Source organism: Streptomyces sp. NPDC005438 (genome assembly GCF_040606315.1).
In the GTDB taxonomy this organism is placed as follows: Bacteria; Actinomycetota; Actinomycetes; order Streptomycetales; family Streptomycetaceae; genus Streptomyces.
The window spans coordinates 629,968-656,330 of record NZ_JBEXEP010000001.1 but is presented as its reverse complement, the minus strand read 5'-3'; the positions used below and the strand labels follow the sequence as shown (position 1 = coordinate 656,330).

The following is a 26,363-nucleotide window of genomic DNA, read 5'->3' as shown; positions in this document are numbered from 1 at the left end:
CGGCCCCCTGAGGCGCCTCTTTCCGTGACGCTCCCGGTGGCCTGTCAGTGGCCGTCGGCCTGAGGTACCGCGTCCACGCCCGGTTCGCCCTCGGTCCCCCGCTCGATCAGTTCCCGCAGGGTGATCGTGGGCTTCTCGCAGCCCCGCTCCAGGATGCGGGCCAGCTCGGTCATCAGCCCCTCCATGGTGGCCGGTTCCCACAGGTCGGTGGAGTACTCGGCGAACAGCAGGAACCCCTCCCCCTTGGGAAAGACCCCGAAGGCACACTCACGCCGGGCGGCCGGGACGACCTGGTCGGTGATCGACGCCCGCACGTCGTCCAGGTCGAGGCTGAGGTCCAGGGTGTTCTGGTAGGTCATGCCCATCGGCAGCCGGGCGGGCAGGGCGGTGTGGTCCCCGCTGGCCGCCAGCCGGCTGGCCACCTCCGCCATCGGCATCCGGTGGTCGACGGCCTCCATGCTGGCCCGGGTGACCTGGTCCACCAGGGCGCCGAAGCTGTCGGAGCGGTCCAGGCGCAGCCGTAGCCCCATGATGTGGGCGGTGCAGCTGACCAGCCCCTCCAGCTCGGGGTGGCCCCGGTTGGCGTAGGAGAAGCTCATCAGCTGGTCGTCCGCCCCGGAGTGGTGGGCCACCAGCACGGTGAGCGCGGCCATGGTCACCGCGTACGGGGTGGCGCCCCTCACGCGGGCCAACTCCTCGATGCGGGAGGGCAGTTCGGGGTCCACCCGCAGGTAGTGGGTGCGCCCCCGGCCGCTGGGTTGCTCCGGCCTGGGGTGGTCGGTGGGCAGCAGCGCGGGCCCGGTGACCCCCGCCATCCGCCGGCGCCAGTAGGCGAGCTTGCGTTCCCGCTCGGCCGGGGGGTCGGCGTGCCGGCTCTCCCAGTCGGCGTGGTCGCTGGCCTGGAGGGCGACCGGGGTCAGCCGGGGGCGCTCACCACGGTGGTGCGCCCGGTACAGCTCGGCCAGCTCCCGCAACAGCAGGTCCAGGGCCCAGCCGTCGACGCTGACGTGGTGCAGTACCAGCATCAGGGTGGCCCGCTGGGGGCCGGTGCGGATCAGGTGGGCGACCGGTTCGGTGCTCCGGCCGAGGTCGAACTCGGTCCAGGCCGCCTCGGAGCACAGCCGTTCCAGCTCCTCCTCCCGCTGTTCCGGCTCCCGGTCCGTCAGGTCGGTGACCGGCAACGGCACCGGTCGGGGGGCCAGCACCTGGAGGGTCCAGTCGCCGCCGTCCCGGGTGAACCGGCAGCGCAGCGCGTGGTGGCGGTCGACCAGGGCGGTCAGGGCCCGGCCCAGGGCGGCGGTGTCCAGGGGGCCGGTGAGCGCCATCCGCAGGGAGACGTTCCACAGCTGGGGGATGGCCGACGTGGGGACCACCTCGACCATGCCCCGCTGGGCGACGCTGACCGGGGCCTCGCGTTCCACCGGGCGCGGGGCCTCGGCGGCGAGCCGGTCGGCCATGGCGCGCACCGTGGGCTGGCGGAAGAAGTCGACGACCGGGTAGGCGAAGCCGTACTCCTCGCGGATCCGGTTGAGCAGCCGTACGACGCTGATGGAGTCGCCGCCGAGGTCGAAGTAGCGGGTGTCCGGCTCCACCCGGTCCTGCGGTACCCGGAGTTGGGTGGCCCACAGCTCCCTCAGTCGTGGCTGGAGGGTTTCCGGGGCGGTGCCGGTCGGAGGCTCGGCGTCGGTGGATGCCGTCGTGAGTGACGGGTCGTCCTCGGGGTGGGCGGGGGCGCTGGGGGTGAGTGGTGCGGCGGGGGGCAGGGCGGCGGGGTCGACCTTGCCGGTGCCGCCCAGGGGCAGGGCGGGCAGTTCGGCCCAGGTGCGGGGGCGGAGGTACGCGGGCAGCCGTCCGGCGAGGAGTTCGGCGACCCGGGGCAGGTCGGTGCCGTCGGGGACCACGTAGGCCGCCAGGTGGGGTTCGTCCCCGTCGCGTACCCCGACCACCAGGGCGTCCCGGACACCGGGCAGTTCACGCAGTACCTCGGTGACCTCCTGGGGCTCCACCCGGAACCCGCTGATCTTCAGCTGGTCGTCGGTACGGCCGTGGAACTCCCAGGTGCCGTCGGGCCGTTGGCGGGCGAGGTCGCCGGTGGCGTACAGCCGGCCCGGGGCGCCCGAGGGCGGGGGCACGAACACCTGGTCGGTCAGCTCGGGCCGGCGCAGGTAGCCGCTGGCCACACCGGCGCCCCGGACGTACAGCTGCCCCACCGTGCCGGGCGGTACCGGTCGCCGTTCCTCGTCCAGTGCGTACAGGGTGGTGTTGTCGACGGGCCGGCCCAGAGGGATCGGGGAGGGCGCCCCGGGCGGTACGGAGTGGGTGGTGACCAGCACCGCGCACTCGGTGGGCCCGTAGACGTTGACCAGTTCGAAGGGCGCTCCCTCGGGGGGTGTCGCGCGCAGGGGCTCGCCGCCGGCCAACAGGTAGCGCAGACGGCCCGGTTGGCGTTCCACCGGGAGCCTCAGCAGTTCCTGGGTGAGCACGGTGGGCAGGATGCTGAACCCGACGCCCTGGCGCTGGTACCAGTCGGCCAGCGCCGGCGGGTCCAGCCGCAGGTGGTCCTCGGCGACCACCACCCCCAGCCCCCGGGTGAGGGCGGGCCAGATCTCCAGCACCGAGGCGTCGAAGCTGGTGCTGCACACCTGTGCCGAACGGTCCCCTGGGCCCAGCTCGAAGCGGTGGCGGTGCCACTGGCAGAGGTTGGCCACTCCCCGGTGGGTGACCGTCACGCCCTTGGGCCGGCCGGTACTGCCGGAGGTGTGGATCACGTAGCAGGGGTCGTCCAGGTCGGCGCGGGGGAGCTCCTGGGGCTCCCGGGGCGCCTGGGGGTCGCCGACCGACAGCACCTCGGTGTGCGCGGGCGGTACCGGCGGCGGAGGCCCCCCGTCCTGGACGAGCAGCAGTCGACAGTCGCTCTCGGCCAGTACGGCGTCCACCCGCTGGGTGCCCAGGGAGGGGTCCAGCGGCAGGTAGGCGCCACCGGCCCGCAGCACCGCCAGCATGGCGACGACCAGTTCCCCGCCGCGCGGCAGCCAGAGGGCCACCGGAACGGCGCGGTCCCAACGCGGGTGGGCCAGCAGGCGGCGCGCCAGTCGGGCCGAACGGCGTTCCAGTTCGCGGTAGTTCAGGTCGCCGTGCCGGTCGCGGACCGCCAGGGCCTCGGGGGTGCGGCCGGCCTGGCGGACCACCAGCTCGCCCACCGGGGCGTCCTCCAGGGGGCGTACGGGCCCCCGGTCGGGCGCGCCGAGCCGGCTCAGGGGCAGCCCGGGGTCGGCGACGGCCGTCCACCAGGTGTCCTCCAGCCGGTCGAGGAACGTCTCCATGGTGGGCGGGTCGAACAGGTCGCTGTTGTACTCCAGGTGGCAGTCCAGGCCCTCCGGCCGGTCGATGAGGTAGAGGGCCAGCTCCATCAGCGACTTGTCGGCTCCGATGGCCAGTTGCCGCGCCTCCACCCCGGGGAGCCGCAGGTCCAGCGGTTCACCGGTCTCGTAGTCGGCGGTGACCTGGAACAGCGGGTGGCGGGACAGGTCCCGGGGCGGGGCGAGGCGTTGGATCACCGACTCCAGGGGGGCGGCGGCGTGGTCGTAGGCGTCCAGGCACGCTCCCCGTACCCGGCCGACCAGTTCGCGGTAGCTGGGGTCGCCGTCGAGGTCGAGCCGGAGCGGCAGGGTGTTGAGGAAGTAGCCGACCAGTTCCTCCGTTCCCTCGGGGCGGTCGGCCATCGGGGAGCCGATCACCAGGTCGGGCTGGCCGGTCAGGGCGTGCAGGCCGGCGGCGAAGCCGGACAGCAGCACCATGAAGGGGGTGGCCCGCTCCTCCCGCGCCAACCGCCTGATCCGGTCGGCTAGTTCGGTCGGTACGGTGCGTCGCAGCCGTCGGCCCCGGGCGGTGGCGACCTCCGGCCGGGGGTGGTCCAGGGGCAGGTCCAGCGGTGGCGGGGGGCCGGCCAGGCGGCCGGTCCAGTAGTCCAGGTCCTCCTCCACCCTGGGGTCGGCGCCCTGGCTCTGGCGGGTGGCGAACTCCCGGCAGCTGTGGGCCAGTTCGGGTAGCGCCACCGGTTCACCGCGCAGGGCACCGGTGTAGAGCGCGGACAGGTCGCGGGCGATCAGCTGGGAGGAGTGGGCGTCCACCACGATGTGGTGGAAGGAGAACACCAGCAGCCAGCGTTCCTCCCCGGTCCGCAGCAGCCGGGTGATCAGCAGTGGGCCCCGTGCCAGGTCGAAGGCGCGTGCGCTCTCCTGAGCCATCACCTCCTCCAGCAGGTCCGCCTCGGGGGTGTCCCGGTGATCCCGCACCAGGAACTCGGCGGGCGCGCCCGGGGGTTGGACCAGTTGTCGCGGTGTGCCGTCGACCTCCCGGAAGACGGTACGCAGAGCCTCGTGCCGGTCGACCAGCGCGTTGAGGGCCCGGCGCAGGGCGTTCACGTCCACCGGGCCGTCCAGCCGCAGGGCGAGGGGCTCGTTGTAGGTGGTGCGGCCGGGGTGCATCCGGGAGTCGAACCACAGTTGCCGCTGTCCGGGGGTGAGGGGGGCGCTGTCCCAACCTGCGGGCACCCCGGAGGTGGTGGCCGGCTGTTCCGGGACGGCCACGGTCGGGGGCTCGGCGGTGGTGGGTGCCCCCTCGGACGGTGAGGTGTCGGGAGCCGTCGACGGTGCCGCCGTGTCCCGGGTGGGGGTCGTGGAGGTGGAGGTGATCCCCGAGGTGCCGTCCGGGTGGGCCCCGTTCCGGGCGGTGCCCGTCGGAGTGGCGGGGTCCTCGGTAACCGTCGGGGCAGCGGGCGTCGGAGGAGCCGTGACCGTCGGGGTGGGGACGTCGCGGGCGGTGACCGGCAGGGTGGCCGCATCCACGGGCGCGGCCGTGGCGGGAGCCGTATCCCTGGTGGTGCCCGTCGGGGTGGGGACGTCGCGGGCGGTGACCGGCAGGGTGACCCCGTCCCGCGCGGTGCCCGTCGAAGTGGCGGGGTCCTCGGTAGCCGTCGGGGCAGGGGGCGCGGGAGGAGCTGTGACCGTCGGAGTGGCCGCATCCAGAGGCGCGGCCGTGGCGGGAGCCGTTTCCCCGGTGGTGCCCGTCGGGGTGGGGACGTCGCGGGCGGTGGCCGGTGCGGGGGTGGGCGTGCCCCTGTCGTACGCCTCGTCCGGGGTTCCCCGCTCCGGGCGTGGTTCCGGCACGGTCACGGTGCCCCGCTCGGGCCGGGCGTCGAGGGGGCGGGCCGGCCCATGGGACGTGGCGGCCGGTGCGTGGTGCCCGTTCGGGGCCGGCTCCCGACCCCGGGCCGTGGCGGTGACCGGGGGGTCCGTCGCGGTGCGGGGCGCGCCCCGGGTGAGCTGGCGCAGGCGGTTCAGGTGGGGCAGTCCGGCCCGCAGCAGCTCGGGGCTGACCCCGAAGTCCACCAGGGCGGCCACCTCGTCGACGCCGGCCCGTCGTAGCCGGTCCACCACGGGCAGGCAGCTCTCGGGGCTGCCGATCAGGGCCCGTTGGTCGCAGTAGCGGTCGTAGGCGCGGGCGAACACCGCGTCGAGGTCGTCCTCGTGCAGCCGGTCCATCTCCAGGGTGCCGCCCAGGCTGGTGGTGACCTGGTGGAACAGGGACATCGAGGAGCGCATGTAGCGGGCCAGCGGCTCGTAGGCGGCACGCCGGGCGTCCTCGTGCCGTTCGGCCAGGTAGGTGTGGAGCAGCACGACCACCCGTCCGGTGTCCGGGTCGAGCCCGGCGTCCGCCCTGGCCTGGCGGTACAGGTCGATGTTCTCGGCCAGCCGCTCGGGGCTCTGGCTCATCAGGTTGGTGACCACGCCCAGGTCCGCCGTGCCGGCGCGGCGGTAGGAGTCGGGGTTGCCGACGATGGCGGTGAACAGGGGCGGCGCCTGCTGGACGGGGCGGGGGTAGACCCGTACCTCCACCTCGCCGTCTCCCCCGGTACGGCGTACCGGGGTGCCGGCCCAGAGCCGCCGCAGCTCCTCGATCTGGGCGTACAGCTCCTCCCGGTGGCGTCCGAAACGGTCCGGGAAGAACACGAAGTCCCGCGCGTTCCAGCCGCTGGCGCACCCCAGTCCGACCCGGCCGCCGGAGAGTTGGTCGACCATCGACCACTCCTCGGCCACCCGGATCGGGTCGTGCAGGGGCAGCACCACCGAGCCGGAGTTGATGCGGACGCGGCTGGTCTCCCTGGCCAACGCGGCGGCCAGGACGGAGGGGTTGGGGAAGGGGGCGCCGAAGGAGTGGAAGTGCCGTTCCGGCAGCCACACCCCGTGGAAGTCGTGGGCGTCGGCGAAGCGGGCGGCCTCGATGATGCCGTCGTAGGTGGCGTGGGGCTGCTCGTGTTCGGGGTAGTCGCCGAAGAAGTACAGGCTCATCTCGGGCTGCCGGTCCCGCTCCCGGCGCCGTGGCGGAGCGGTCGCCTTCGCGGGGGTCCGGGCGGCGCGGGGGTCGGGGAGGAGTCCGGCGTCCCGCAGTTCCCGCAGGGAGTCGACCACGGCCGTGCGGACCCTCTCCACCTCCTCCTCGCCGTGGGCGGTGGAGAGGAAGAAGTTGCGCCACTCCCAGACGTACACGCCTCGCAGGGTGAGGTGGTGGTAGAGCAGTTCCATGTTGGCCCGGTGCTCGAACCGGAACATGGAGCCGTGGTGGGCGACCCGGAGCGGGAACTCCTCCTCGGTGAGGAAGGAGTTCAGGGAGTCGGCCAACCGCTGGGTGCGGGCGCTGAGTTCGGCCTGGAGCCCGGGTCCGCTGTTCTTCAGGTGGGTGAGTACCGCCCTGGCCGCCGCCATGGACACCGGATGCTGGATGTAGGTGCCGCCGAAGAAGGTGGTGTCGGCGGGTGGGTAGCTGTCGTCGCCGTACGACCAGTGGCCGCCGTCCACCCCGTCCAGGATGTCGGCCCGGCCGGCGATGGCGCCGATGGGGTAGCCGCCACCCAGCAGCTTGCCGTAGGTCGCCAGGTCGGGTGTGACCTGGTACAGCTCCTGGGCTCCGCGCGGGTGGAGGCGGAAGCCGGTGAGCATCTCGTCGAAGAGCAGCACGATGCCGTGCCGGGCGGTCAGGCTCCGCAGTCGCTGGACGAACTCCACCGGCACCAGGGAGGGGTTGCGGCTCTGTACCGGCTCCACCAGCACCACGGCGATCTCCCCGGCCCGCTCCTCGATGGCCTGGAGGCTGTCCGGCTCGCCGTAGTCGAGCACGATCAGTTCGCTGACCGCGCTGTCGGGGATGCCGGAGGAGATGGGCACGGTGACGCCCCGGACGCTCCTGCCCAGCACCCCGTCGGCGTGACCGTGGTAGGAGCCGTGGAAGGTGACCACCTTGTTCCGGCCGGTGGCGGCCCGGGCCAGCCGGATGGCGGCGGCGTTGGCCTCGGTACCGGAGCCGGCGAACGCCACCCGCTGGTGACCGGTCAACTCGCTGACCAGTTGGGCCACTTCGCCGGTCTCCGGCCCCCGTGGGCCCAGCCGGATCCCGCCGGCGAGGTGTTCGCGCACCGCCTCGGTCACGAAGTCCGGTTCGTGACCGAAGAGGAGGACCCCGAAGCCCATGGTGATGTCGACATAGCGGTTGCCGTCGACGTCCTCCAGGTGGGCGCCGCTGGCCCGGCGTCCGGCCAGCGGGTAGAGCATCTCCTTGGTGGCGCTGCGGAAGCCCACCGAGGCCCGGGCGTCGGCCAGTACCGCGCGGTGCCGCCGCGCCAGCTCCTTGGAGCGGGGGGTACGGGCGGTGTAGCGGCGCACCAGTTCGTCGAGGTGGTCCCGGGTGCCCGTGTCGCCCGCCATGCTGGCGTCCCGGGAGACGGTGACCCGGGGGCCGTGGCTGGTGGCGGTGGGCGTTCCGGTACGTGCGGGGGGCTGGTCGGCCGGTGCCGAGGGGGCTTCGGGCGGGGGCTGGTCGACCCCGTCGAGTCGGGCCAGTTGCCGGTCGACCCGCTCGGTGAGTTCACGGAGGGTGGCGAGGTCCTTCGCCAGTGGTGACGGGGAGTGCGCGTTCATCGGCCGCCCTTTGGGGTGATGGTCGCTGGATGGGGGGTCGTGCTGGTGACGCCGGGAGGGTCGTCCGGCGCCGTGGCGGAGGGGGGAGGTATGCGGTGGTGGGTGCGGTGACCGAGGTGGACGGGTGGGTACCCGCCCTCAGGCCACGTCCTCGCGGGAGGCCAGCCGGCGGTCCAGCAGGAGGCTGAGCTGCTCGGTCAACCGCAGCTGGTTCCGGGTGAGTTGGCGTACCTGCTCGGTCAGTTCGGCGAACTGTTCCTGGGTGACGTGGCCCTCGGGTGCCGATGCCGGCCGGTCGACGGCCACCGGGGGATGGTGCACGGCCGGGGTGTGGGTGAAGGACACGGCGGCCACCGGGTCGGGGGCGGGCCTCTCGGCCGGGGAAGCCGGTTCCGTGACCGGGGCGGGGGCGGGGGTCGCCCGGTCGGAGGGCTCCGTGACCGGGGCGGCGGCCCCGGCCCGGTCCGCCACGAGGGTGGCCAGCAGGCGGGGCGTCTCCGCCTCCTCGAACAGTTCCCTCATCCGTACCCGGACGCCGAACTCCGCCTCCAGTTCCCTCAGTACGTTGATCATCTGTAGCGAGTCGGCGCCCAGGTCGAAGAACGGCTTGTCCGGCTCGACCTCGTCCAGGTCGAAGCCCAGTTGGCTCGCCGTCAGTTCCCTGACCCTGACCAGTGTCTCCATGGCTGATCCCTTCGTGTCCACCGGTGGTTGGGGGCGTCGCGGGGCCGGCCCCGGCTCCAGTCGCGCGGGGGGCGGGCCGACCCAGTGGGCGCGGCGCTGGAAGCGGTACCCGGGCAGCCGGACGCGGCCCCCGCCGCTGCCCGCCACCAGCCGTTCCCAGTCCAGCCGGTGACCGGCGCAGTGCAGGGCCGCCAGGCTGGACCAGCAGGTGGCCGGCCCCTCGGGGCCTTCGCCCGGACGCTGGGTGGGCAGGGCCGTGAGGGCCGGCGCGGCACGGGAGGCCAGCCCGCACAGGGTGCGGTCCGGGCCCAGCTCCAGCAGGGTGCCGCCGGGCCGGTCGGCCAGCTCCCGCAGCACCAGGTCGAACCGCACCGGCTGCCGGGCCTGCGCGGTCAGGTACTCCCCGGTCGGCAGCCAGCCCTCGGGGCGCACCCGCCCGTCCAGTCCGCTGACCAGGGGTACGGTCAGCGGGCGCAGCGTGACCCCGGCGACGGCCCGGGCCAGTTCGGGCAGTACCGGGTCGAGGGCGGCGCTGTGGAAGGCCCGGTCCACCGGTAGCCGCCGCCAGTGCGCCCCGACCGCCTCCAGGTGCGCGCACACCTGGTCGACCAGCGGGGCGGGGCCGGACAGGACCCGGTTCTCCTCGCCGTTGACCACCGCCAACTCCAGCCCGGCGAACCGCTCCAGGGCCTCGTGGGCCAACCGCTCGGGGCCGAGGACGGCGACCATCCCGCCCGGTCCGGCGCCCCGGCGCATCAGCCGCCCCCGGAGCGCGGTCAGCCGCAGCCCGTCCTCGCGGCTGAGGGCGCCGGCCACGTGGAGGGCGGCCAGCTCGCCGACACTGTGCCCCAGCACCTCGGCGGGCTCCCCGGTCAGCTCGGCCCACAGCCGGGCCTGTGCCGACTGCAGGGCGAACAGGGCGGGTTGGGCGGTGTCGGTGGGCCACACCTCCGGGTCCTCGCCGGGACGGTGGACCGGCCGCCGGTCCAGCAGCCCGTCCAGAAGGGAGCCGCCGCACTCGTCGCGGTACCGCTCCTCGCAGTCGTCCAGCACCTCGCGCACCACGGCGAACCGCTGGTACAGGGCGCTCCCCATGCCCGGGCGGATGCCCCCGTGGCCGCTGAACGCCCAGGTCACCGGAGCCAGTCGGGTACGGGGCACCACCTCGGTGCGGAACCGGGAGCTGGTCCGGCCGCCGAGGAAGTCCTCCAGCCCCCGGCGCAGTGCCTCCACGTCCTCGCCCAACACCACCAGGCGGTGCCGCAGCGGCCGGCGCCCCAGGGCCAGGGTGGTGGTGAGGTCGGCGAGGTCCGGCGCGGGGTCCTCGACCAGCCGGTCCCGCAGCGCCAGGGCGCCCTCGACCAGGGCGGCCGGCTGCCTGCCGTACAGCGGCAGCATCGCCGGGGCGGGGCCGTGGACCTGTCGGGGTCGCGGGTCCGGTGGCTGCTCCACCACCACGTGGGCGTTGGTGCCCCCCACTCCCAGGGCGGTGACCCCGGCCCTGCGGGGGCCCCTCCCCCCGGGCCAGGGCAGTTCCTCGGTCGGCAGCCAGAAGGGGCTGTCGTCCAGGGACAACGCCGGGTTGGGCGCGGTGTGCCCGGCCAGCGGGGGCACCACCCCCTCCCGGAGCACCAGCAGCGCCTTGATCAGGCCGGCCAGTCCGGCCGTGACGTCCAGGTGGCCCACGTTGGCCTTCACCGACCCGACCGCACAGAACCGTCGGCGGTCGGTGTGGGCGCGGAACACCTCGGTGGCGGCGGCCAGTTCGATGGGGTCGCCCTTGTACGTACCGGTGCCGTGCGCCTCCAGGTAGCCCAGGGTGTCCGCGCCGACGCCCGCGCTGTGCAGAGCGGCGCGCAGGGCGTCCCGCTGCCCCTGGGCGGAGGGTTCGGTGAAGTGGCGTTTGCGGGAACCGTCGTTGGTGACCCCGCTGCCGAGGATCACCCCGTACACCGTGTCCCGGTCGGCGAGGGCCCGGTCCAGCCGCTTGAGCACCACCGCCGCGACCCCGCTGCCGGGGACGGTGCCGTCGGAGGCGGCGTCGAAGGCCCGACAGTCGCCGGTGGGCGACAGGATGGAGCCGGTGGCGTGCCGGTACCCCAGCACCCGGGGCAGGTGGATCGCCGAGGCGCCGGCCACCATCAGGTCGGCGTCCCCGGCCAGCAGGGTCTGTCGGGCCAGGTGGACGGCCACCAGGGAACTGGAGCAGGCGGACTGCACCCCCAGCGCCGGTCCGGTCAGCCCCAGGCGGAAGGCGGCGCGGGTGGCCATGAAGTCGGAGGAGTTGCCCACGGTCCGTTGGAGCCGGGGTATCCACTCGGGGCCGGGGTCCTCGGCGAGCACGTTCTCCAGCAGGTAGGTGCGCAGCGGCAGCATCTGGTAGCCGGCCGCCGCGTAGACGCCCACCCTCAGGGAGGGATCGGGCGCGGCGTAGCCGGCGTCCTCCAGTGCGTGGTGGCACACCTCCAGGAAGAGCCGGTGCTGGGGGTCGGTGATCACCGACTCCCGGGTGCTCATGGAGAAGAAGTCGGCGTCGAAGCGGTCGATGTCCGGCAGCGGGGCGCTGGCCCCCACGAAGTCGGGCCGCTGGTACAGCTCGGGGCTGACCCCGGCCGCCGCCAGCTCCTCGGGGGTGAACCGCCGGATGTGCCGGTGGCCGTGACGGACGGTGTGCCAGTAGCCCTCCGGGGTGTCGGCCCCGGGGAGCCGCAGCCCCATCCCGACCACGGCTATCCGACCGTCGCTCACTCCTCCCTCGCCCCCTCGACCTGCTTGGCGGGTGGGGTGGTCGGGGTGCCGCGCCGTATCAGGGCCAGCAGCAGGGCGAGCCCGCAGAGCACGGCGGCGCCGTGCATCCAGCCGACCACCTCCAGGGGGCTGAACCTCTCCAGCAGGGCGGCGCTGACCACCATGCCGATGCCGAAACCGAGGTTCTCCACGGTCGCCGACAGGCCGAAGACCTGGGCCCGGTGTTCGTCGGGCATGGACTGGAGACGGGAGTTGTAGGCGATGTCGGTGAAGCCGTCGGCCATCCCGGCGACCAGGATGACCACGATGGCCAGCGCCGTGGGCAGTCCGGTGAACGCCAGGATGAAGGCGGCCGACATCACCATGGCCCCGACCGCGAAGGCCCGTTCGCTGGGCGTGTACCCACGTGACCGGGACAGTCGGCTGACCAGCTGCTGCATGGCGATGTTGCCCACCGCCCAGGTCGCCCAGAACTGGCTGAGGAACACGGCGGGGTGGTCGGGGTCCAACTCGGTGGAGCGGATGGGCAGTCCGACGTTGTGGGCGGAGGAGCCGAAGCCGTCCACCGCCCGGATGGAGATCATGAACAGCAGCAGCGGGGTGAGCCGCAGCAGGGCGAGGGTGGCGCGGTGCGAGGTGGAGGGCGCGGCCCGGCTGGCGTCCGGCTCGGCGTCCGACTCGCTGTCCGGTTTCCGTTCGGCGCGGGTGCGGATCGGCAGCCACAGCAGGTTGAGGGCGGAGAGGGTGAAGCTGGCCGCGTCGATCACGAAGGCCGCGGTGTAGCCGACCAGGGAGACCACCGCCCCGGCGGAGGCGAAGCCGGCCACCATGGCCATCGAACGGCAGGTCACCAGCAGGGCGTTGGCCGCCACCCGCTGTTCGGCGCCCACGATCTCCGGTACCGAACTGCGCAGCGCCACCGAGGTGCAGGTGGAGCAGACGCCGGTGAGTACGGCCAGCCCGTAGATCATCGACGCCTGGGCGCCGGAGGGCGCCAGCACCAGGGTCAGCAGGGCGAGCGCCTGGAGCGCGTCGCCGGTGATCATCAGCGCCTTGCGGTCCAGCCGGGAGGCGAGATGGCCGGCCAGCGAACCGCCCAGCACGCTGGAGGCCAGCCGCAGGGCCATGAACAGCCCGGCCTGGAGCGGACTTCCGGTGATCTGGTAGGCGAACAGGTTGAGCGCCACCATGTTGAGGTAGCTGCCGTACGCGGACACCGCGCTGCCCGCCGCGAGGAAACGGAAGTAGCGCATACCAGCCCGTGAGCCGGACGTGCTCATGGTCCTCCCCAGGTCAGCCGCGCGGCCCACCGAAGGGGGGAATCTACGCGCCTTGAGTCACTCCGCGCGCCCACATTACGAGACGAAGTGGCGCCCCTCCAGACCCCCGGAGGACAACACCACGAACCGTTCGGACCGGCCGTCCGCCGCCCGCACCACCCACCGCCCCACGCCAACGGGCCGTGCCAGGGGGCTGGTTGGCCCCTGGCACGGCCCGGTCCGAAGCGCTGACCCGGGCTGACGCCCGGTCAGTTCAGTCGTGCAGCACCGACAGGTCCTGGTCGGCGCTGGGTACCGCGACCGTGCTCTGGTCGTCGGGCAGGGTCTGGGTGGTGAACGCGGAGACCCCCTTCAACGGCAGTTTCAGGGTGCGGGCGGCGTACAGCTGGCCACCGGACAGCCGTTCCACGGTCACCGCGTAACTCCCCTTGCCGCCCTTGGGCTTGGGGGTGGACATCGCCGTGGTGGTTCCGCCCCGCACGGTCACCGTCGTACTGCTGGCGGTCCCACCGGCGGTGCCCTTGGAGGCGGTGATCCGTACCCGTACGGCCTTCTCCGGGGCCGTCAGGGACAGTTCGCCGCCCTTGGCGCGGTTGTCGGCGGCGGTGGCCCGCTTGGCCAGTGGTGGGGTGGAGGTCACGAAGGCGCTCTCCCGCCCCTGCCCCTTGCCCCGGACCACCCGCAGCGCGGCCACCACCGGGGTCTGGCCGCCCTGGCCGCTGGGCGTCAGCACCAGCGAGCCGGCCTGGCCCCGGGTGAGCGGCCCCAGGTCCACGGCGGTGGTCATCCCACCCTTGACGTGGAGCGTCTCGTGTCCGGCCGGGGTGATGGAGCCGGACTTGCCGGCCAGCTTCAGCTTGAGGTCGGCGTCCTGCTCCCCCGGTGCGTACACCATCAGCCGCACCTCCTTGGCGTCCCCGGGGATGCCGGGGAGCACCGCCGACGGCCGGGCGTCCCCGGCGGCGGAGATCCAGTCGCCGCCCAGCTTCTCGTCGCTGGCGCGCACCAGGGCGCCCACTCGTCCGCTGCGCGAGGTGACGTGCAGGGTGACGTTGGTGCTCGGCTTGGAGGTCAGCGAGGACAGCAGTACCGGCACGGTGGACCGGGGCGGCACGTTGACCCCCTCGCCGGAGGGGGTGTCCAACCGGCCTTCCTTCCCGTGCAGTTCGAGGTCGACCACGGCGCCGGTGTCGTCCGGGTTGGTGAGGTGGACGTAGTCCTGGCGGTCCTCGGCGGTGCTCGCTCCGGGGAAGGTGAACTCGGTGTCGGGCACCGAGCAGGCGGTGCCCAGCGCGCCCCGTCCGTCCCCGGCCCGCACCAGGGTGGTCTGCTGCACGGTCCAGCCGGGCGCGAACCGCCCCTCGGCCGTACCGACCAGGGCGGGCCCGTTGGCCTTGTCCCGCTCCGCCTTCACCGGGGCACCGGGCTCCTTCAACGGCACCACCGGCTTGTCCGGCTGGGGCTTCTTGGGCTTCTTCTTGCCCTTCTTCTTCTCCTTCTTGTCCTTCTTGTCCTTGCCGCCCTCGTCACCCGCGTTCTCCGCGTCGTCCACCGGCAGCAGTTCCGCCTGCCCCTTGGTGGACCCGCCGCCGGACGGGCTGAACCCGGTGTAGGTGGTCTGGGCCACCTCGGAGTCGGTGGGCTGGGGGCAGACCAGGGTGGTCCGCTCCACCGGCAGCCGCCGGGTGGCCGGGCCCGCCTCGTCCGAGTCCGAGGGCGCGGCCAGCGCGGCGACACCGGTGAGCAGCGTCAGGGAGACCGCGGCTCCTCCCAGGGCCATGGTGGTGCGGTTCACTGGTCGGTTCCTTTCACGAGTACGGGCGGCGTCACCGGTGGGGGCGCTGTCCCCAAAGCGCCGGTCACCATCGCGGCGGCTCGCCGTACGGGTGCTGGCCGTAGGGGTACTCCTCCTCGCCGGGGCGCTGCTCGCCCCCGGCCCGCTCCCCGGTCGGGTAGCCGGTGCCCTCGGGGTAGCCGTAGCCGGTCTGGTCCGGGTAGGCGCCCGGGGTCTGGGCGTCGTAGCCCTGCGGGCCCACCGCGTACGGGTCGCCCTGCTGCCCGCCCTGGTACACGTCCGGGTACCCCTCCTGGTAGCCGCCCTGGGGGGTGCCGTAGGGATAGGGCTCGGGCTGGGCATACGGGTCGTGCCCGGACGGCTGGCCGTATCCCTGGTCGGCGTACCGCGTCGTCTCGTGCGTCACACCGTGGTCGGCGTACCGGGCGTCGTGGTCCGGCTCCTGGCCCACGCCCTCCGGTACCCCGGCATACGGGTCCGAGGGGGGACCGGGCACCTCGTACGGCTCCGGGGCCTGCGGCTCGGCCGGCGGCGGAGGCGTCCCGCCCCCCGCACCGGGTCGCGGCTCCCCCCCGTCGGCCGCCTGCTGGGCCCGCAGTCTGCGAGCCCGACGGCCCTCACCGGCCACCGGCTGGGCAGGCACGGTCTCCGGCTCCGGCAGGTCGTCGTCGGTCTCCCGACGGCGTCCCGGCAGGGCCAGCACCACGGCCACCAACACCAGGAAGCCCTGGGTCCACCGCCACACCGAGTGCGACAGCGGTGTCTGGTAGGTCAGGTCCAACCGGCCGCCCTCGGCGGGCAGTTCGAAGCCCTGGGCCCAGCCGTCCACGGTGATCGCCCGCAACGGCTGACCGTCCAGGGTCGCCCGCCAGCCGGAGTCCGCCGCGTCCGCGATCCGCAGGGTACGGCCCTTCGGACCGCCCGGGATCCGGGTGTGGGCCTCCACCGGCCCGGCCGCCACCGGGGTCGGCTCGGCCGCCGAGGCCCCCTGCTCCATCCCCTCGCCGGGCGGCACCACGCTGATCCGCGACACCTCCCGGTCCACCCGCCACAGGGCGCTGCCGTCCTCCTGGCTCAGCCGGGTCAACCCCGGGGTGGCGTCCAGCACCCGGCTCATCCTGCGCGGGGCGTCGTCCCGCACCAGTACGTAGCGGACCGCGAAGTCCCCCAGCTGACGGGTCTGGTCAGCCCCGGAACCGGCCACCAACTGGGCGACCGCCCGGCCCAGACGGCCACTGTCCCCACCGTCGCGGGCCAGGTCGGCGTCCCCGAGACGGGCACCCGAACCGCGCAGCAGGCTGTAGGAGACGGAGCCCTCGTCACCGTTCAGGATCAGGGTGCGGGCCTGGTCACGGGTCTTGCTCTCCTCCGCCACGAAGGCGGGCACCTGTACCGGGTCCCGCCGACTGAGCGGGTCACCGGCGCCCCGGACCATCCAGCCCACCGCCGACACCAGCGGCGCGGCCAGCGCCAGGGCCGCCAGCAGGGCGGCGGTCGGCTGGCGCCAGCCGAAGCTGCGCGCCGCCACCCGGCCCCGGGCGCCCTCGGCACCGACGGCCGCCGCGCACAGCAGCGCCAGCCCGTACACCAGGGACGCCGGGCCGGCCCAGCCCCCGCCGTTGCTGAGGGCCGCGAACAGCAGGCCCACCAGGGCGACCGCCCACGCGCCGTACAGCACCTGTACCCGGTCCCGCCGCAGCAGCGCGGCCAGCCCGGCGAGCAGGAGGCCCACCAGCAGCCAGGCGCCGGGGGTGCCGGGCCCGCCGGGGCTGAGTGTGAGCAGTTGCAGGGCGGAGGCGCCCTCGCCGTACTCCAGGCCGGCCTCCACCAGGAAGGCCGACGGGCTGGTCAGCAACTTCCACGACCACGGGGCCAGCAGGACGAGCGGGGTACCCAGCACGGCCGCGAACCGCAGCGCGTACGCCTTCAGGAACCGCCCCTGGCGCCAGCGCAGCACCAGGACCGCCAGGGCCAGCAGCAGCGCGACCGGCCACACCAGCGGGGTGAAGGCGGTGGCCACGGTGAGCAGTACGGCGTAGCACCAGCAGGCCCGCCAGGAGGGGCGGGAGTCGGCGTCCAGCCGCAACCCCGAGCTGGCCACGGCCAGTCGGGCCAGCAGCGGCAGCAGGATCGCCAGCACGGCGGTGCCGATGCGTCCGCCGGCCAGGGCGCCGGTGGTCGCCGGCAGGAAGGCGTACGCCACCGCCCCGGCGGCGCGGATCAGCCGGGAGCCGACCAGGGGGCGGGAGGCGAAGTACGCGGAGAGGCCGGCCAGGGGTACCGAGCACACCAGCAGGACGGTGAGCGCGGTGCCGGTGCTGCCGAACAGCAGCACGGCCAGCCCCGCCACCACCGCGAGGTACGGGGGCCCGGACTGGGTGCCCCCCACCCCGAGCGGATGCCAGGCGTCGGCGAACCGGCCCCACAGCTCGGACACCTCACCGGAGACGGGCAACAGCGCCCCGCCCGCAAGGGAACCGCCGCCCAGCAGGCCACGGCACGCCACCAGGGACACCAGCAGCAGCACCGCGAACAGCATCGGCGCCGGCTTGGCCGCGACCTGTTTCAGTCGGGCGAACTGCTCGACCTCCAGGAAGTCCGCGTCCTCGTCGCCGGGCCCGCTCTCCACCGCGCCGTGCCGGCCGCCGGACGAACGCTCCGGCTCATCTTTTCCCTGGAGGCTGCCCGCCACCTGCTCGGCCGTGGCCCGCACGGTGGCGCCGGGCGGCGGGAAGAGCGGCCTCAACTGCGGGAACTCGACCTGAGGTCGGCGCCTTCGTCGCCGGCCGGCCACGATGCGCTCGGGCCGCAGCAGCACCCCCATCAGACCGGACACCTCGTCCAGGGCCTGCCCGGGGACCTTGCCCACCAGGTAGGCGAGGGTACGCATCAGGGTGCCGACCAGTACCCGCAGCATCACCCAGGGCAGGGCCTTGGCGGGCGCGTTGACCAGCAGGGTGTAGACGGCTCCGGCCTTGTCCACCCGGTGGGGGCTGGCCGTGCCCCGGCCCGCGCAGTCGACGGGACGGCGTTCTCGGGCGGAGGCCTCGGCGTGCCGGAGCACCGCGTTCGGGACGACGGCCACCCGGTAGCCGGCGGACTGGGCACGCCAGCACAGGTCCACGTCGTCCCGCATCAGGGGCAACCGCCGGTCGAATCCGCCCAGTTGCTCGAACACGTCCCGGCGGATCAGCATCCCCGCCGTGGAGACGGAGAGCACCTGGCGTATCTGGTCGTGCTGTCCCTGGTCCTGCTCACGTCGTTCGATCCCGGTCCACCGCCGACCGCTGTTGGCGATGGAGACGCCGGCCTCCAGCAGCTGGCGCCGGTCGTACCAGCCACGCAGCTTGGGGCCGACGACGGCTATCTCCCCGTCGCCGGGCAGCGGCTGCTCCTCCACGACCCGCAGCAGTTCCCGCAGGGCGTCGGGGGCCGGGGCGCAGTCGTCGTGGAGCAGCCAGAGCCACTGCACCGGTTCCCCGTGCGGCAGTTCGGGCATCTCGTAGGCGTCGTCCCGCCAGGTGCGGGTCGCCGGGTCCCAGCCGCTGGGCCGTTTCAGATACGGCAGGTCGTCCGGGGTGAGCACCCCGGCGGTACGTGCCGCCTCGTCCACGGCCGCGCCGAAGCCGGTACGACGGGCCATGTGCAGCACCCGTTCGGTGCCCAGCGCGTCGGTGACCAGTCGGGCCGAGCCGTCACCGCTGCCGGTGTCGGCGGCGATGACGTTCTGTACGGCACGGGTCTGACCGACCAGTCCCGACAGGGCGTCGGGGAGCCACCGTTCGCCGTCGTGGGAGACCAGGACGGCGGTGACGACATGGCGAGGGAACTCCGGGGCGGCCTGGGGCGCCCCTGCTGCGGCCGAGGCTTCGGCCGGGTTGCTGTACACGGACATCGAGGTGCGTGCCCCGGTTCGTTGGACTGCGGTGGACACCGCCGGCCCACGTGGTCGGGGCTGCGGTGTCTCGGACGGCCACCCACATTAACGGCTGCCCGAGGTCCGCCCACCGCCCCGAGGGCACTCCCCCTCCGGGGCGGTGGTCCCGTTCGCCCGGGAACAGGGGGGATGGCGGCTTATGTCGTCGGGGCACACAAGGGCTCGGCGGGCCCGAGGGAGATGATCCCCTCGGGCCCGCCGAGCGGGGAGAAGGCGGCAGGAGCCAGAACCAGCCTCGCGGTTCGATCAGAACCGGTCACGGCATATCAGACGGCGGCCTTCTTCAGCCGCCGGCGCTCACGCTCGGAAAGCCCGCCCCAGATACCGAAACGCTCGTCATTGGCGAGCGCGTATTCGAGGCATTCGGAGCGCACCTCGCAGGCCAGGCACACCTTCTTCGCCTCTCTGGTGGATCCGCCCTTCTCGGGGAAGAAGGACTCCGGGTCGGTCTGGGCGCACAGCGCTCTCTCCTGCCAGCCGAGCTCCTCGTCCACTTCTTCGACCAGCAATTGCTGGAACAGCTCGGTCATACGCGCGCCCCTCGTCTATCTTCCGCCGACGTGTTTTCACCGTTACCGGTCACGCCGAACGACACGAGTGAAATTACAAGCGTGAGATCCGGGCCCGTCAAGCCGAGGTCTGCTACCGAAGCGGTTATTCACCCTGCGGAACCAAGAAACCGCTGTAAGTCTTCAAATCGCCCCAGCACCGACCGGATCGTGGAATTCGCCACCCTCCACCCCATGGGACCAGCGGCGCCGACGAACGGCCGGCCCCGGCCCCGCGCGCCTCCGCCCCACTCCGCCGGCCGCGAAGGACGCCCGTCGACGACGTCGCCCGCCGGTCCAACGACCGCGACCCCAAAGGGTGTTGCGCCACTCTTCCTCGTACACGGCCGCACAAACCTTTCAGCAGGCAGTCCATCCGAAAGAGGTGAATCCGGCCTCGCTACCGGACTCCGGGTTGACAGCCACCGACCGGACACGGTCTGCTGGGCCGCATGTCAGCGCACCCGCGGTCCAGCTCGGCCCCCGTCGTCGGGGCTCGTCTCGCTGCCCGGATGAGCTGTTGTCGCTGTCGCGCCTGTTGAGGCTTCCCCTTCTCCACGCCCTCCCCCCGTGTGACCACACCACGTAGGGGAGCCACCCCTCCCGGCACCGCCCGCGTCCGCCCCTCGGCGGCCCGGTGACCGGCGCCCACCCCGGGCACCCCTCCTCGACGACCCTCCAGCACTGAGGCCCACCCCATGAACAGCGACGTCGAAATCGGCGGCGACCCCCTCGCCTTCCCCCACCTGCTCCCCCGCCACACCCCCCGCCCACCCACCACGGTGGCCGAGTTCGTGGGGCTGGCCCGGAAGTTGGGCGCCGACCGCGCCACCTGGGAACACCTGGTGCGCTTCGACCCCACGGTGCGCTGGTACCACCGACTGCGGGTGGGCCCGGGCTACGAGGCCTGGCTGCTGAGCTGGCTTCCCGGCCAGGGCACCGACGGCGCCCACGACCACGGGCCCTCCTCCGGGGTGCTGACCGTGCTCGACGGACGGCTGACCGAACGTACCGGCTCCGGGGCGCGGGCCCTGGGCGCCGGAGCCCAGCGGGTGTTCGCGCCCGGCTACGTCCACGAGATCAGCAACGACTCGCTGGAGCCGGCGGTGAGCCTGCACCTGTACTTCCCCGGCCTCACCGAGATGCCCATGCACCCCTCCACGACCGAGGACCCGGCCGCCCGGGAGCCCGGCGCCGTCCGGGGCGCAACTCCCCAGGCCGGGGCGGGAGTACACGACCTGCCGTAACCCTTAGGGCAAGGGAACAGGATGTCGGCGACGGCTGACAGACTGTCCGTCATGCAGCGCATCGTTGTTCTGGCCGGGGGCGTGGGTGGCGCCCGATTCCTTCGCGGGCTCCGGGCCGCCGTGCCCGAGGCCGAGATCACCGTCATCGGCAACACCGGTGACGACATCCATCTGTTCGGCCTCAAGGTCTGCCCCGACCTCGACACCGTGATGTACACCCTGGGTGGCGGCATCCACCCCGAGCAGGGCTGGGGCCGCGCGGAGGAGAGCTTCACCGTCAGCGAGGAGCTCGCCGCCTACGGGGTGGGCCCCGGGTGGTTCTCCCTGGGCGACCGCGACCTCGCCACCCATGTCGTCCGTACCCAGATGCTCACCGCCGGCTATCCGCTCAGCGCGGTCACCGAGGCACTGTGCGCCCGCTGGAACCCGGGCGTGCGACTGCTGCCGATGACCGACGACCGGGTCGAGACCCACGTGCTCATCGACACCACCGACCTGCCCGAGGACCAGCGGGGCGAGGGCGAGCCCGGCCGCCGGGCGATCCACTTCCAGGAGTACTGGGTACGGCTGCGCGCCTCCGTGCCCGCGCACGCCGTGGTCCCGGTCGGGGCCGAGCACTCCAAGCCCGCCCCCGGGGTGCTGGAGGCCATCGCCGAGGCGGACGTGATCCTCTTCCCGCCCTCCAACCCGGTGGTCAGCGTCGGCACCATCCTGGCCGTACCCGGACTGCGGGAGGCCATCGCGGACGCCGGGGTGCCGGTGGTCGGCCTCTCCCCCATCGTCGGGGACGCCCCGGTGCACGGCATGGCCGACAAGGTGCTGGCCGCGATCGGAGTGGAGGCCACGGCCTCGGCGGTGGCCCGGCACTACGGCTCGGGGCTGCTGGACGGGTGGCTGGTGGACGAGGTGGACGCCGGCTCGGTGGGCGACGTGGAGACCGCCGGCATCCGCTGCCGCGCGGTGCCCCTGATGATGCGCGACCTGGACGCCACCACCGAAATGGCCCGTGCCGCACTGGAGTTGGCGGCGGAGGTGGACGCGTGAGCGACACCGAGAGCTGCCGGGTGTGGGCACCGCCCGGCATCCCCGAGGTACGTGAGGGCGACGACCTGGTGACACTGGTCCGCGAGGCCGTGGCCCGCACACCCGAGGGCTTGGTCGACGGCGACGTGCTCGTGGTCACCTCGAAGATCGTCAGCAAGGCCGAGGGCCGGGTGAGGGCCGCCGACGACCGCGAGGAGGCCATCGACCAGGAGACGGTCCGGGTGGTGGCCCGACGGGGGCCGGCCCGCATCGTGGAGCACGGCCTCGGCCTGGTCATGGCGGCGGCCGGGGTGGACGCCTCCAACACCCCCGAGGGCACCGTGCTGTTGCTGCCCCGGGACCCGGACGCCTCCGCCCGGGCCCTGCGCGAGGGCCTCCGCGCCCAGCTGGGCGTGGACGTCGGAGTGGTGATCAGCGACACCTTCGGCCGCCCCTGGCGGGAGGGCCAGACCGACGTGGCCATCGGTGCCGCCGGAGTACGGGTCCTGGAGGACCTGCGAGGCCAACGGGACTCCCACGGACGGGAGTTGGGGGTCACCCTGACCGCCGTCGGCGACCAGTTGGCCGGAGCCGGTGAGCTGGTGAAGGGCAAGGCCCGCGGTCTGCCCCTGGCGGTGGTGCGGGGGCTGGGCCGGCACGTGCGGGACGGGGAGCCGGGCGCCCGGTCACTGGTCCGTTCCGCGCGGGACGACATGTTCCGGCTGGGCACCTCGGAGGCCGTACGGGAGGCCGTCGCCCAGCGGCGTACGGTGCGGGAGTTCACCGACGAGCCGGTGGACCCCGGTGCGATCCGCCGGGCGGTGGCCCTGGCGGTGACGGCTCCGGCCCCGCACCACACCACCCCGTGGCGCTTCGTGTCGTTGGAGTCCGCCGAGTCCCGCACCCGGCTGCTGGACGCGATGCTCCAGGCGTGGGTCGAGGATCTGCGGCGGGACGGGAAGAGCGAGGAGTCCGTCCGACGCCGGGTGCGCCGGGGCGACGTGCTGCGCCGGGCGCCGGCACTGGTGGTGCCCTGCCTGGTGGCGGACGGCGCCCACCCGTATCCCGATCCACGTCGCTCGGCGGCCGAGCGCGAGATGTTCGTGGTGGCCGCCGGCGCCGGGGTGCAGAACCTGCTGGTGGCGCTGGCCGGCGAGGGACTGGGCTCGGCCTGGGTGTCCTCCACCATGTTCTGCCGGCCGGTGGTGCGCGAGGTGTTGGGGCTGCCCGAGGACTGGGACCCGATGGGGGCGGTCGCGGTGGGGCGACCGGCGGCACCGCCCGCCGACCGTCCACCGCGTTCGGTGGAGGACTTCCTGGTCGTGCGCTGAGCGGGCGCGGCCCCGGTTCCGATCGTCCGGTCGGGCCAGCGTCGTCGCCGACCTCACAGCCTGGCGATGTCGACCGGGGCGAAGCGGGGTGCCCTTCGGGGACGGCGGGGGCCGTGGGCCAGGATCAGCCGGGTCGCCCGGTGGCGCTGGCCGGCGTAGGGGGCGAGCAGCTCCAGCATCCGGGCGTCGTCCGCGTCCCGTTCACCGGCGAGGGCGTAGCCGATGGAGCCGGGCAGGTGGAGGTCGCCGACGGTGACCGCGTCCGGGTCGCCGTTGCTGCGCTGAAGGGTCTCGGCGGCGGTCCAGGGGCCGACCCCGGGCACATGGCACAGCCGGTCCCGCGCGGCCGGCAACTCCATGGCGGCGGCCTCCTCCAGACGGGGGGCCAGCCGTACCGCGCGGAGCACGGCCGAGGAGCGCTTGTGGTCCACCCCCGCCCGGTGCCACTCCCAGGAGGGGATGAGTGCCCAGGTCCGGGGGGTCGGCATCACCCGTAGCTCGGGGTGGGGCCCGGGTGCCGGTTCGCCGTGGCGCCGCAGCAGGGTGCGCCAGGCCCGGTACGCCTCCCGGGTGGTGACCTTCTGTTCCAGGATCGCGGGGATCAGGGATTCCAGTACCAGTCCGGTACGGGTCAGCCGCAGCCCGGGGTGACGGCGGCGGGCCTCGTGGAGCAGCCGGTGGCGGGGTTCCAGGGCCGAGGGGTCGTCCAGGGCGCCCAGCAGGGTGGGGAGTTGGTCGAGCGCCCAGTCCGCGCCGGGCCCCCACGCCTGTGCGCGCACCCCGGGGGTCAGCCGCAGGGTGGCCGGCCCCTCGGGGGTGCGGGTGGCCCGCCAGAAGACGTCCCCCTCGACCCGGTGGCCGGGGTCGTACTGGCCGCGCCGGAGCACGCCGAGGGTGGCGGCGAGGTCCAGCGGGCCGGGCGGACTCCAGTGGCGCACCCGTGGCGCCCCGTGGGCCTGGCGGGGTAGCGACATGACGGACAGGGTAGGCGGGCCCGCCGACGGTGGACGGTCCGCCTGCCCCTGCCCGTCCCGGTTTCCCGACCCCGCCGTCAGCCCTGGAGCCGGCCCGCCTCGGAGCGGATGTCGGGCAGTTGCCCGTACAGCCGGTCCCCCGGGCAGGAGGTGGTGAACCCGTCGCGGTGCCCGGAGACGGCGTTCAGCTCGACCCGCTCGCCCCGGTCGAACTTGCCGCCCCCGGCGGAGGTCAGGGTGGTCCTGCTCCGGGCGTCGACGCCGAACAGTCCCAGCTTCCAGGCGGTGAGTTGGCTCACCGCGCGCACGGCGGCCCCGGACGCCTTCGAGGAGCTGTAGTCACCGAGTACGGCCACTCCCGTGGTGTCGTCGTTGAAGCCCAGGGTGTGGGCGCCGCGTACCGGTCGCTCCACACCGCCGGCTCGGCCCTCGTAGATCTTTCCGCACTTGTCGACCAGGAAGTTGTAGCCGATGTCCCGCCACTTGAGGCTGGTGGTGTGGTAGCGGTAGATGCCCCGGATCACCGAGGGGGCCTCGGCGCAGGTGTACGCGTCGCTGTCGGCGCTGTGGTGGACGAACGCCGCACGGACCGTCTTGCCGTAGTCGAACTGGCCCTCCCTCAGGCTCTCGTCCGCTCCCCAGCCCTTGCGGAGCACGATGTGGGGCCGCGCCGCCGCCCTGGTGGCCGAGACCCCGCGCGGGCTGCCGCCGGCGGCCATCCGGGAACGGGTCTCCTCCCTGGTCAGCGCGGGTACCTCGGAACTGCCCATCGGGGCCAGCTCGGCGTTGACCGCGGCGCTGGCGACCGCCCCCGGCTCCTGGGGCGCCCGGACCTGGGGCTGTCCGGCCCGTTCGCTCACCCGGGCCCGGGTGACCGGGGTGGTGGTCCGCTCTCCCCCGGGCGCGACCAGTTCCAGTCGGAGCCCTCGGGGCAGGCCTCCCCCACCCTCCTCTGGGCGCACCCTCACCCGCACCCCGTCCGAGGCGCCCACCCACAGCGGAGCGGTGGCCCCACGGGCCTGGCTTCCGTGCCGCTCCCGTGCCCCGCGGTCGGGGGCGTCGGCGCCGTGGGTGTCCAGGCGCCGCCACTGGCCCCACCGTCCGGTGTCGCCGGCCCGGGTACGGACCTCCACCGTGCCGTGCAGCCGTTCGTCGGCGTTCGGCCAGCTGACGCCCAGCAGGGAGAACGGTTTGACGGTCTTGGCGGGGAGCCCTCGCCAGGCGGCCTGGGCCCGGTCCCCTCGGGCGGCGCCGGGTCCGCTTCGGGACAGGGGGACGAGCGGCAGGGCCTGGGTACCTCCGGCCGGGGAGACCCTTTCCCGGGTGGTGGGGCCGTTCGCCGCCAGGGCGTTCGGGCTGAGGGGCAGCAGCACGGCCGCGGCGCAGGTCACGCCGATCGAGGAAGCAAGAAGTGCACGCATACGCACGATCGTGCGCATATATGCACAAAGCTGTCCATTCGAGAACTGACGCACAGTCGACGCCCGACGCCCCAACAGGGCGGTGACCGGCAGCCGCTGACATCCCGGCAGCCAGCCGCCGCACGTACACTCACGCGATGAACGAGAACGACCGCACCCCCGCCGACCTGCTACGTTCCGCGCTCGCCTCGGACAGCGCCCGACCGCTGGTGACCTTCTACGACGACGACACCTCCGAACGTGTCGAACTCTCGGTGGCCACCTTCGCCAACTGGGTGTCCAAGACCGCCAACCTCCTCCAGGACGAGTTGGCGGTCGAACCGGGTGAACGCCTCGCACTGCTGCTGCCCGCGCACTGGCAGACCGCGGTGTGGATGGTGGCCGCCTTCTCCGCCGGCGTCCACGTCGACCTCCAGGGCGACCCCGCCCAGGCCGACCTGGCGGTGTGCGGGCCGGCCGACCTGGAGCGCGCCCGCGCCTGCCGGGGGGAACGGGTGGCACTGAGCCTCCGCCCGATGGGCGCCCGCTTCGCCCAGCCCCCGGAGGGGTTCCGGGACTACGCGGTGGAGGCCCCCGGACAGGGCGACCAGTTCGCGCCGTACGTCCCGGTGTCGGCGGACGATCCGGCGCTGACCGTGGAAGTGGGGCCGGCCCGCGTGGAGTTGACCGGGGCCGAGGTGGTGGAGCGCGCCCGGGCGGACGCCCACTCCCTGGGACTCGCGCCCGGCTCCCGACTGCTGTCACGGCTCCCCTACGACCACTGGCACGGGGTCTCGGCCGGGCTGCTGGCGCCCCTGGCCGCGGACGCCTCGGTGGTGCTGTGCCGGAACGCCGGCCACCTGGACGGCGACGCCCTGGAGCGGCGGCGGGACAGCGAGCGGGTCACCCACACCGCCGAGTGACCTCGACCGGCCGGAACCCGTGGCGCGGTACGTACAACCCGAACGTCCCCCGAGGTGTCTGTGCAGGCGGACGGAAAGAACCGTACGGACCTGCCACAGGAGCGGAGGGAAACCGGACGAGGACGATCAGGGAGGCGGACGCCCGCTGTCACCCACAACGGACACCGGCACCCCAAACGCCTCATACACCCCAAGGGCCAACACAGGCCACCCGACGGCCACTTGACCCTGGACGGCCGGAAACTATCCGCCCCGCCCACACGTCGTAGGTACGTACCGAACGCGGGCCCGCCGTCCGACACCGCCGGACCGGCCCCACAGAACGGAGCGAGACGGACCAAGGACACGAACGACACCAAGCGGGACGCACCCCCTGGTTCGGGGCGAGAAAACCGCTCACCAGCGGGTGAGCCGGGACGAATCAGGGGCAGACGAAAGGACAGTGAGGGCGACGGGACCCCCGGAAGGACCGACCGGCACCGCCCGGCGACACCTCGGAC

Annotated in this window: 12 protein-coding genes; 4 read left to right on the top strand and 8 right to left on the bottom strand. The window is 73.8% G+C overall.

The genetic code is table 11. From position 1 onward, the window contains the following. Positions 1-44: 44 nt before the first annotated feature. The 6 genes from ABZT14_RS02700 to ABZT14_RS02675 form a co-directional block, all read right to left on the bottom strand. On the bottom strand, positions 45-7,973 hold the full coding sequence (locus ABZT14_RS02700; RefSeq protein WP_356295853.1) for a MupA/Atu3671 family FMN-dependent luciferase-like monooxygenase: 7,929 nt from the start codon (positions 7,971-7,973) through the stop codon (positions 45-47). A 138-nt stretch (positions 7,974-8,111) separates the two neighbouring features. After that, positions 8,112-11,405, bottom strand: a complete 3,294-nt coding sequence (locus ABZT14_RS02695) for a beta-ketoacyl synthase N-terminal-like domain-containing protein (protein WP_356295850.1) — start codon at positions 11,403-11,405, stop codon at positions 8,112-8,114. After that, positions 11,402-12,685 carry an MFS transporter gene (locus tag ABZT14_RS02690; protein WP_356295847.1) on the bottom strand — a complete coding sequence of 428 codons (1,284 nt, stop codon included), beginning with the start codon at positions 12,683-12,685 and terminating at the stop codon, positions 11,402-11,404. The genes ABZT14_RS02695 and ABZT14_RS02690 overlap by 4 nt, the downstream gene beginning before the upstream one ends. A gap of 253 nt (positions 12,686-12,938) precedes the next feature. Further along, positions 12,939-14,480, bottom strand: coding sequence for a DUF5719 family protein (locus ABZT14_RS02685; RefSeq protein ID WP_356295844.1), 1,542 nt, complete (start codon positions 14,478-14,480; stop codon positions 12,939-12,941). Positions 14,481-14,544: 64 nt separating this feature from the next. After that, positions 14,545-18,375 (bottom strand): glycosyltransferase, encoded by a 3,831-nt coding sequence (locus ABZT14_RS02680; RefSeq protein WP_356295841.1) that lies wholly within the window; start codon positions 18,373-18,375, stop codon positions 14,545-14,547. Between the two features lie 308 nt (positions 18,376-18,683). Then, the gene (locus tag ABZT14_RS02675; RefSeq protein WP_356295838.1) at positions 18,684-18,947 is read right to left on the bottom strand and encodes a WhiB family transcriptional regulator; all 264 of its coding nucleotides are present in this window, start codon (positions 18,945-18,947) and stop codon (positions 18,684-18,686) included. A 716-nt stretch (positions 18,948-19,663) separates the two neighbouring features. Here ABZT14_RS02675 and ABZT14_RS02670 point away from each other — a divergent pair. From ABZT14_RS02670 to ABZT14_RS02660, 3 genes are read left to right on the top strand one after another with little or no spacing between them, the layout of a single operon-like run. Beyond that, positions 19,664-20,212 (top strand): cysteine dioxygenase family protein, encoded by a 549-nt coding sequence (locus tag ABZT14_RS02670; protein ID WP_356295836.1) that lies wholly within the window; start codon positions 19,664-19,666, stop codon positions 20,210-20,212. 51 nt (positions 20,213-20,263) lie between these two features. Beyond that, entirely contained in the window at positions 20,264-21,256 is a 993-nt protein-coding gene (gene cofD, locus ABZT14_RS02665) for a 2-phospho-L-lactate transferase (RefSeq protein WP_356295833.1), read from the top strand. Then, complete coding sequence (locus tag ABZT14_RS02660; protein ID WP_356295830.1) at positions 21,253-22,566, top strand: coenzyme F420-0:L-glutamate ligase; 1,314 nt, start codon at positions 21,253-21,255, stop codon at positions 22,564-22,566. The genes cofD and ABZT14_RS02660 overlap by 4 nt, the downstream gene beginning before the upstream one ends. A 53-nt stretch (positions 22,567-22,619) precedes the next feature. Here the strand turns inward: ABZT14_RS02660 and ABZT14_RS02655 are convergent, their stop codons facing one another. After that, positions 22,620-23,540, bottom strand: coding sequence for a DNA-3-methyladenine glycosylase 2 family protein (locus ABZT14_RS02655; protein ID WP_356295828.1), 921 nt, complete (start codon positions 23,538-23,540; stop codon positions 22,620-22,622). Positions 23,541-23,617: 77 nt separating this feature from the next. Continuing rightward, positions 23,618-24,961 carry a peptidoglycan recognition protein gene (locus ABZT14_RS02650; protein WP_356295825.1) on the bottom strand — a complete coding sequence of 448 codons (1,344 nt, stop codon included), beginning with the start codon at positions 24,959-24,961 and terminating at the stop codon, positions 23,618-23,620. Positions 24,962-25,098: 137 nt separating this feature from the next. Here ABZT14_RS02650 and ABZT14_RS02645 point away from each other — a divergent pair, with 137 nt between their 5' ends. Beyond that, positions 25,099-25,863, top strand: a complete 765-nt coding sequence (locus tag ABZT14_RS02645; RefSeq protein WP_356295821.1) for a TIGR03089 family protein — start codon at positions 25,099-25,101, stop codon at positions 25,861-25,863. The last annotated feature ends 500 nt before the right edge of the window (positions 25,864-26,363 follow it).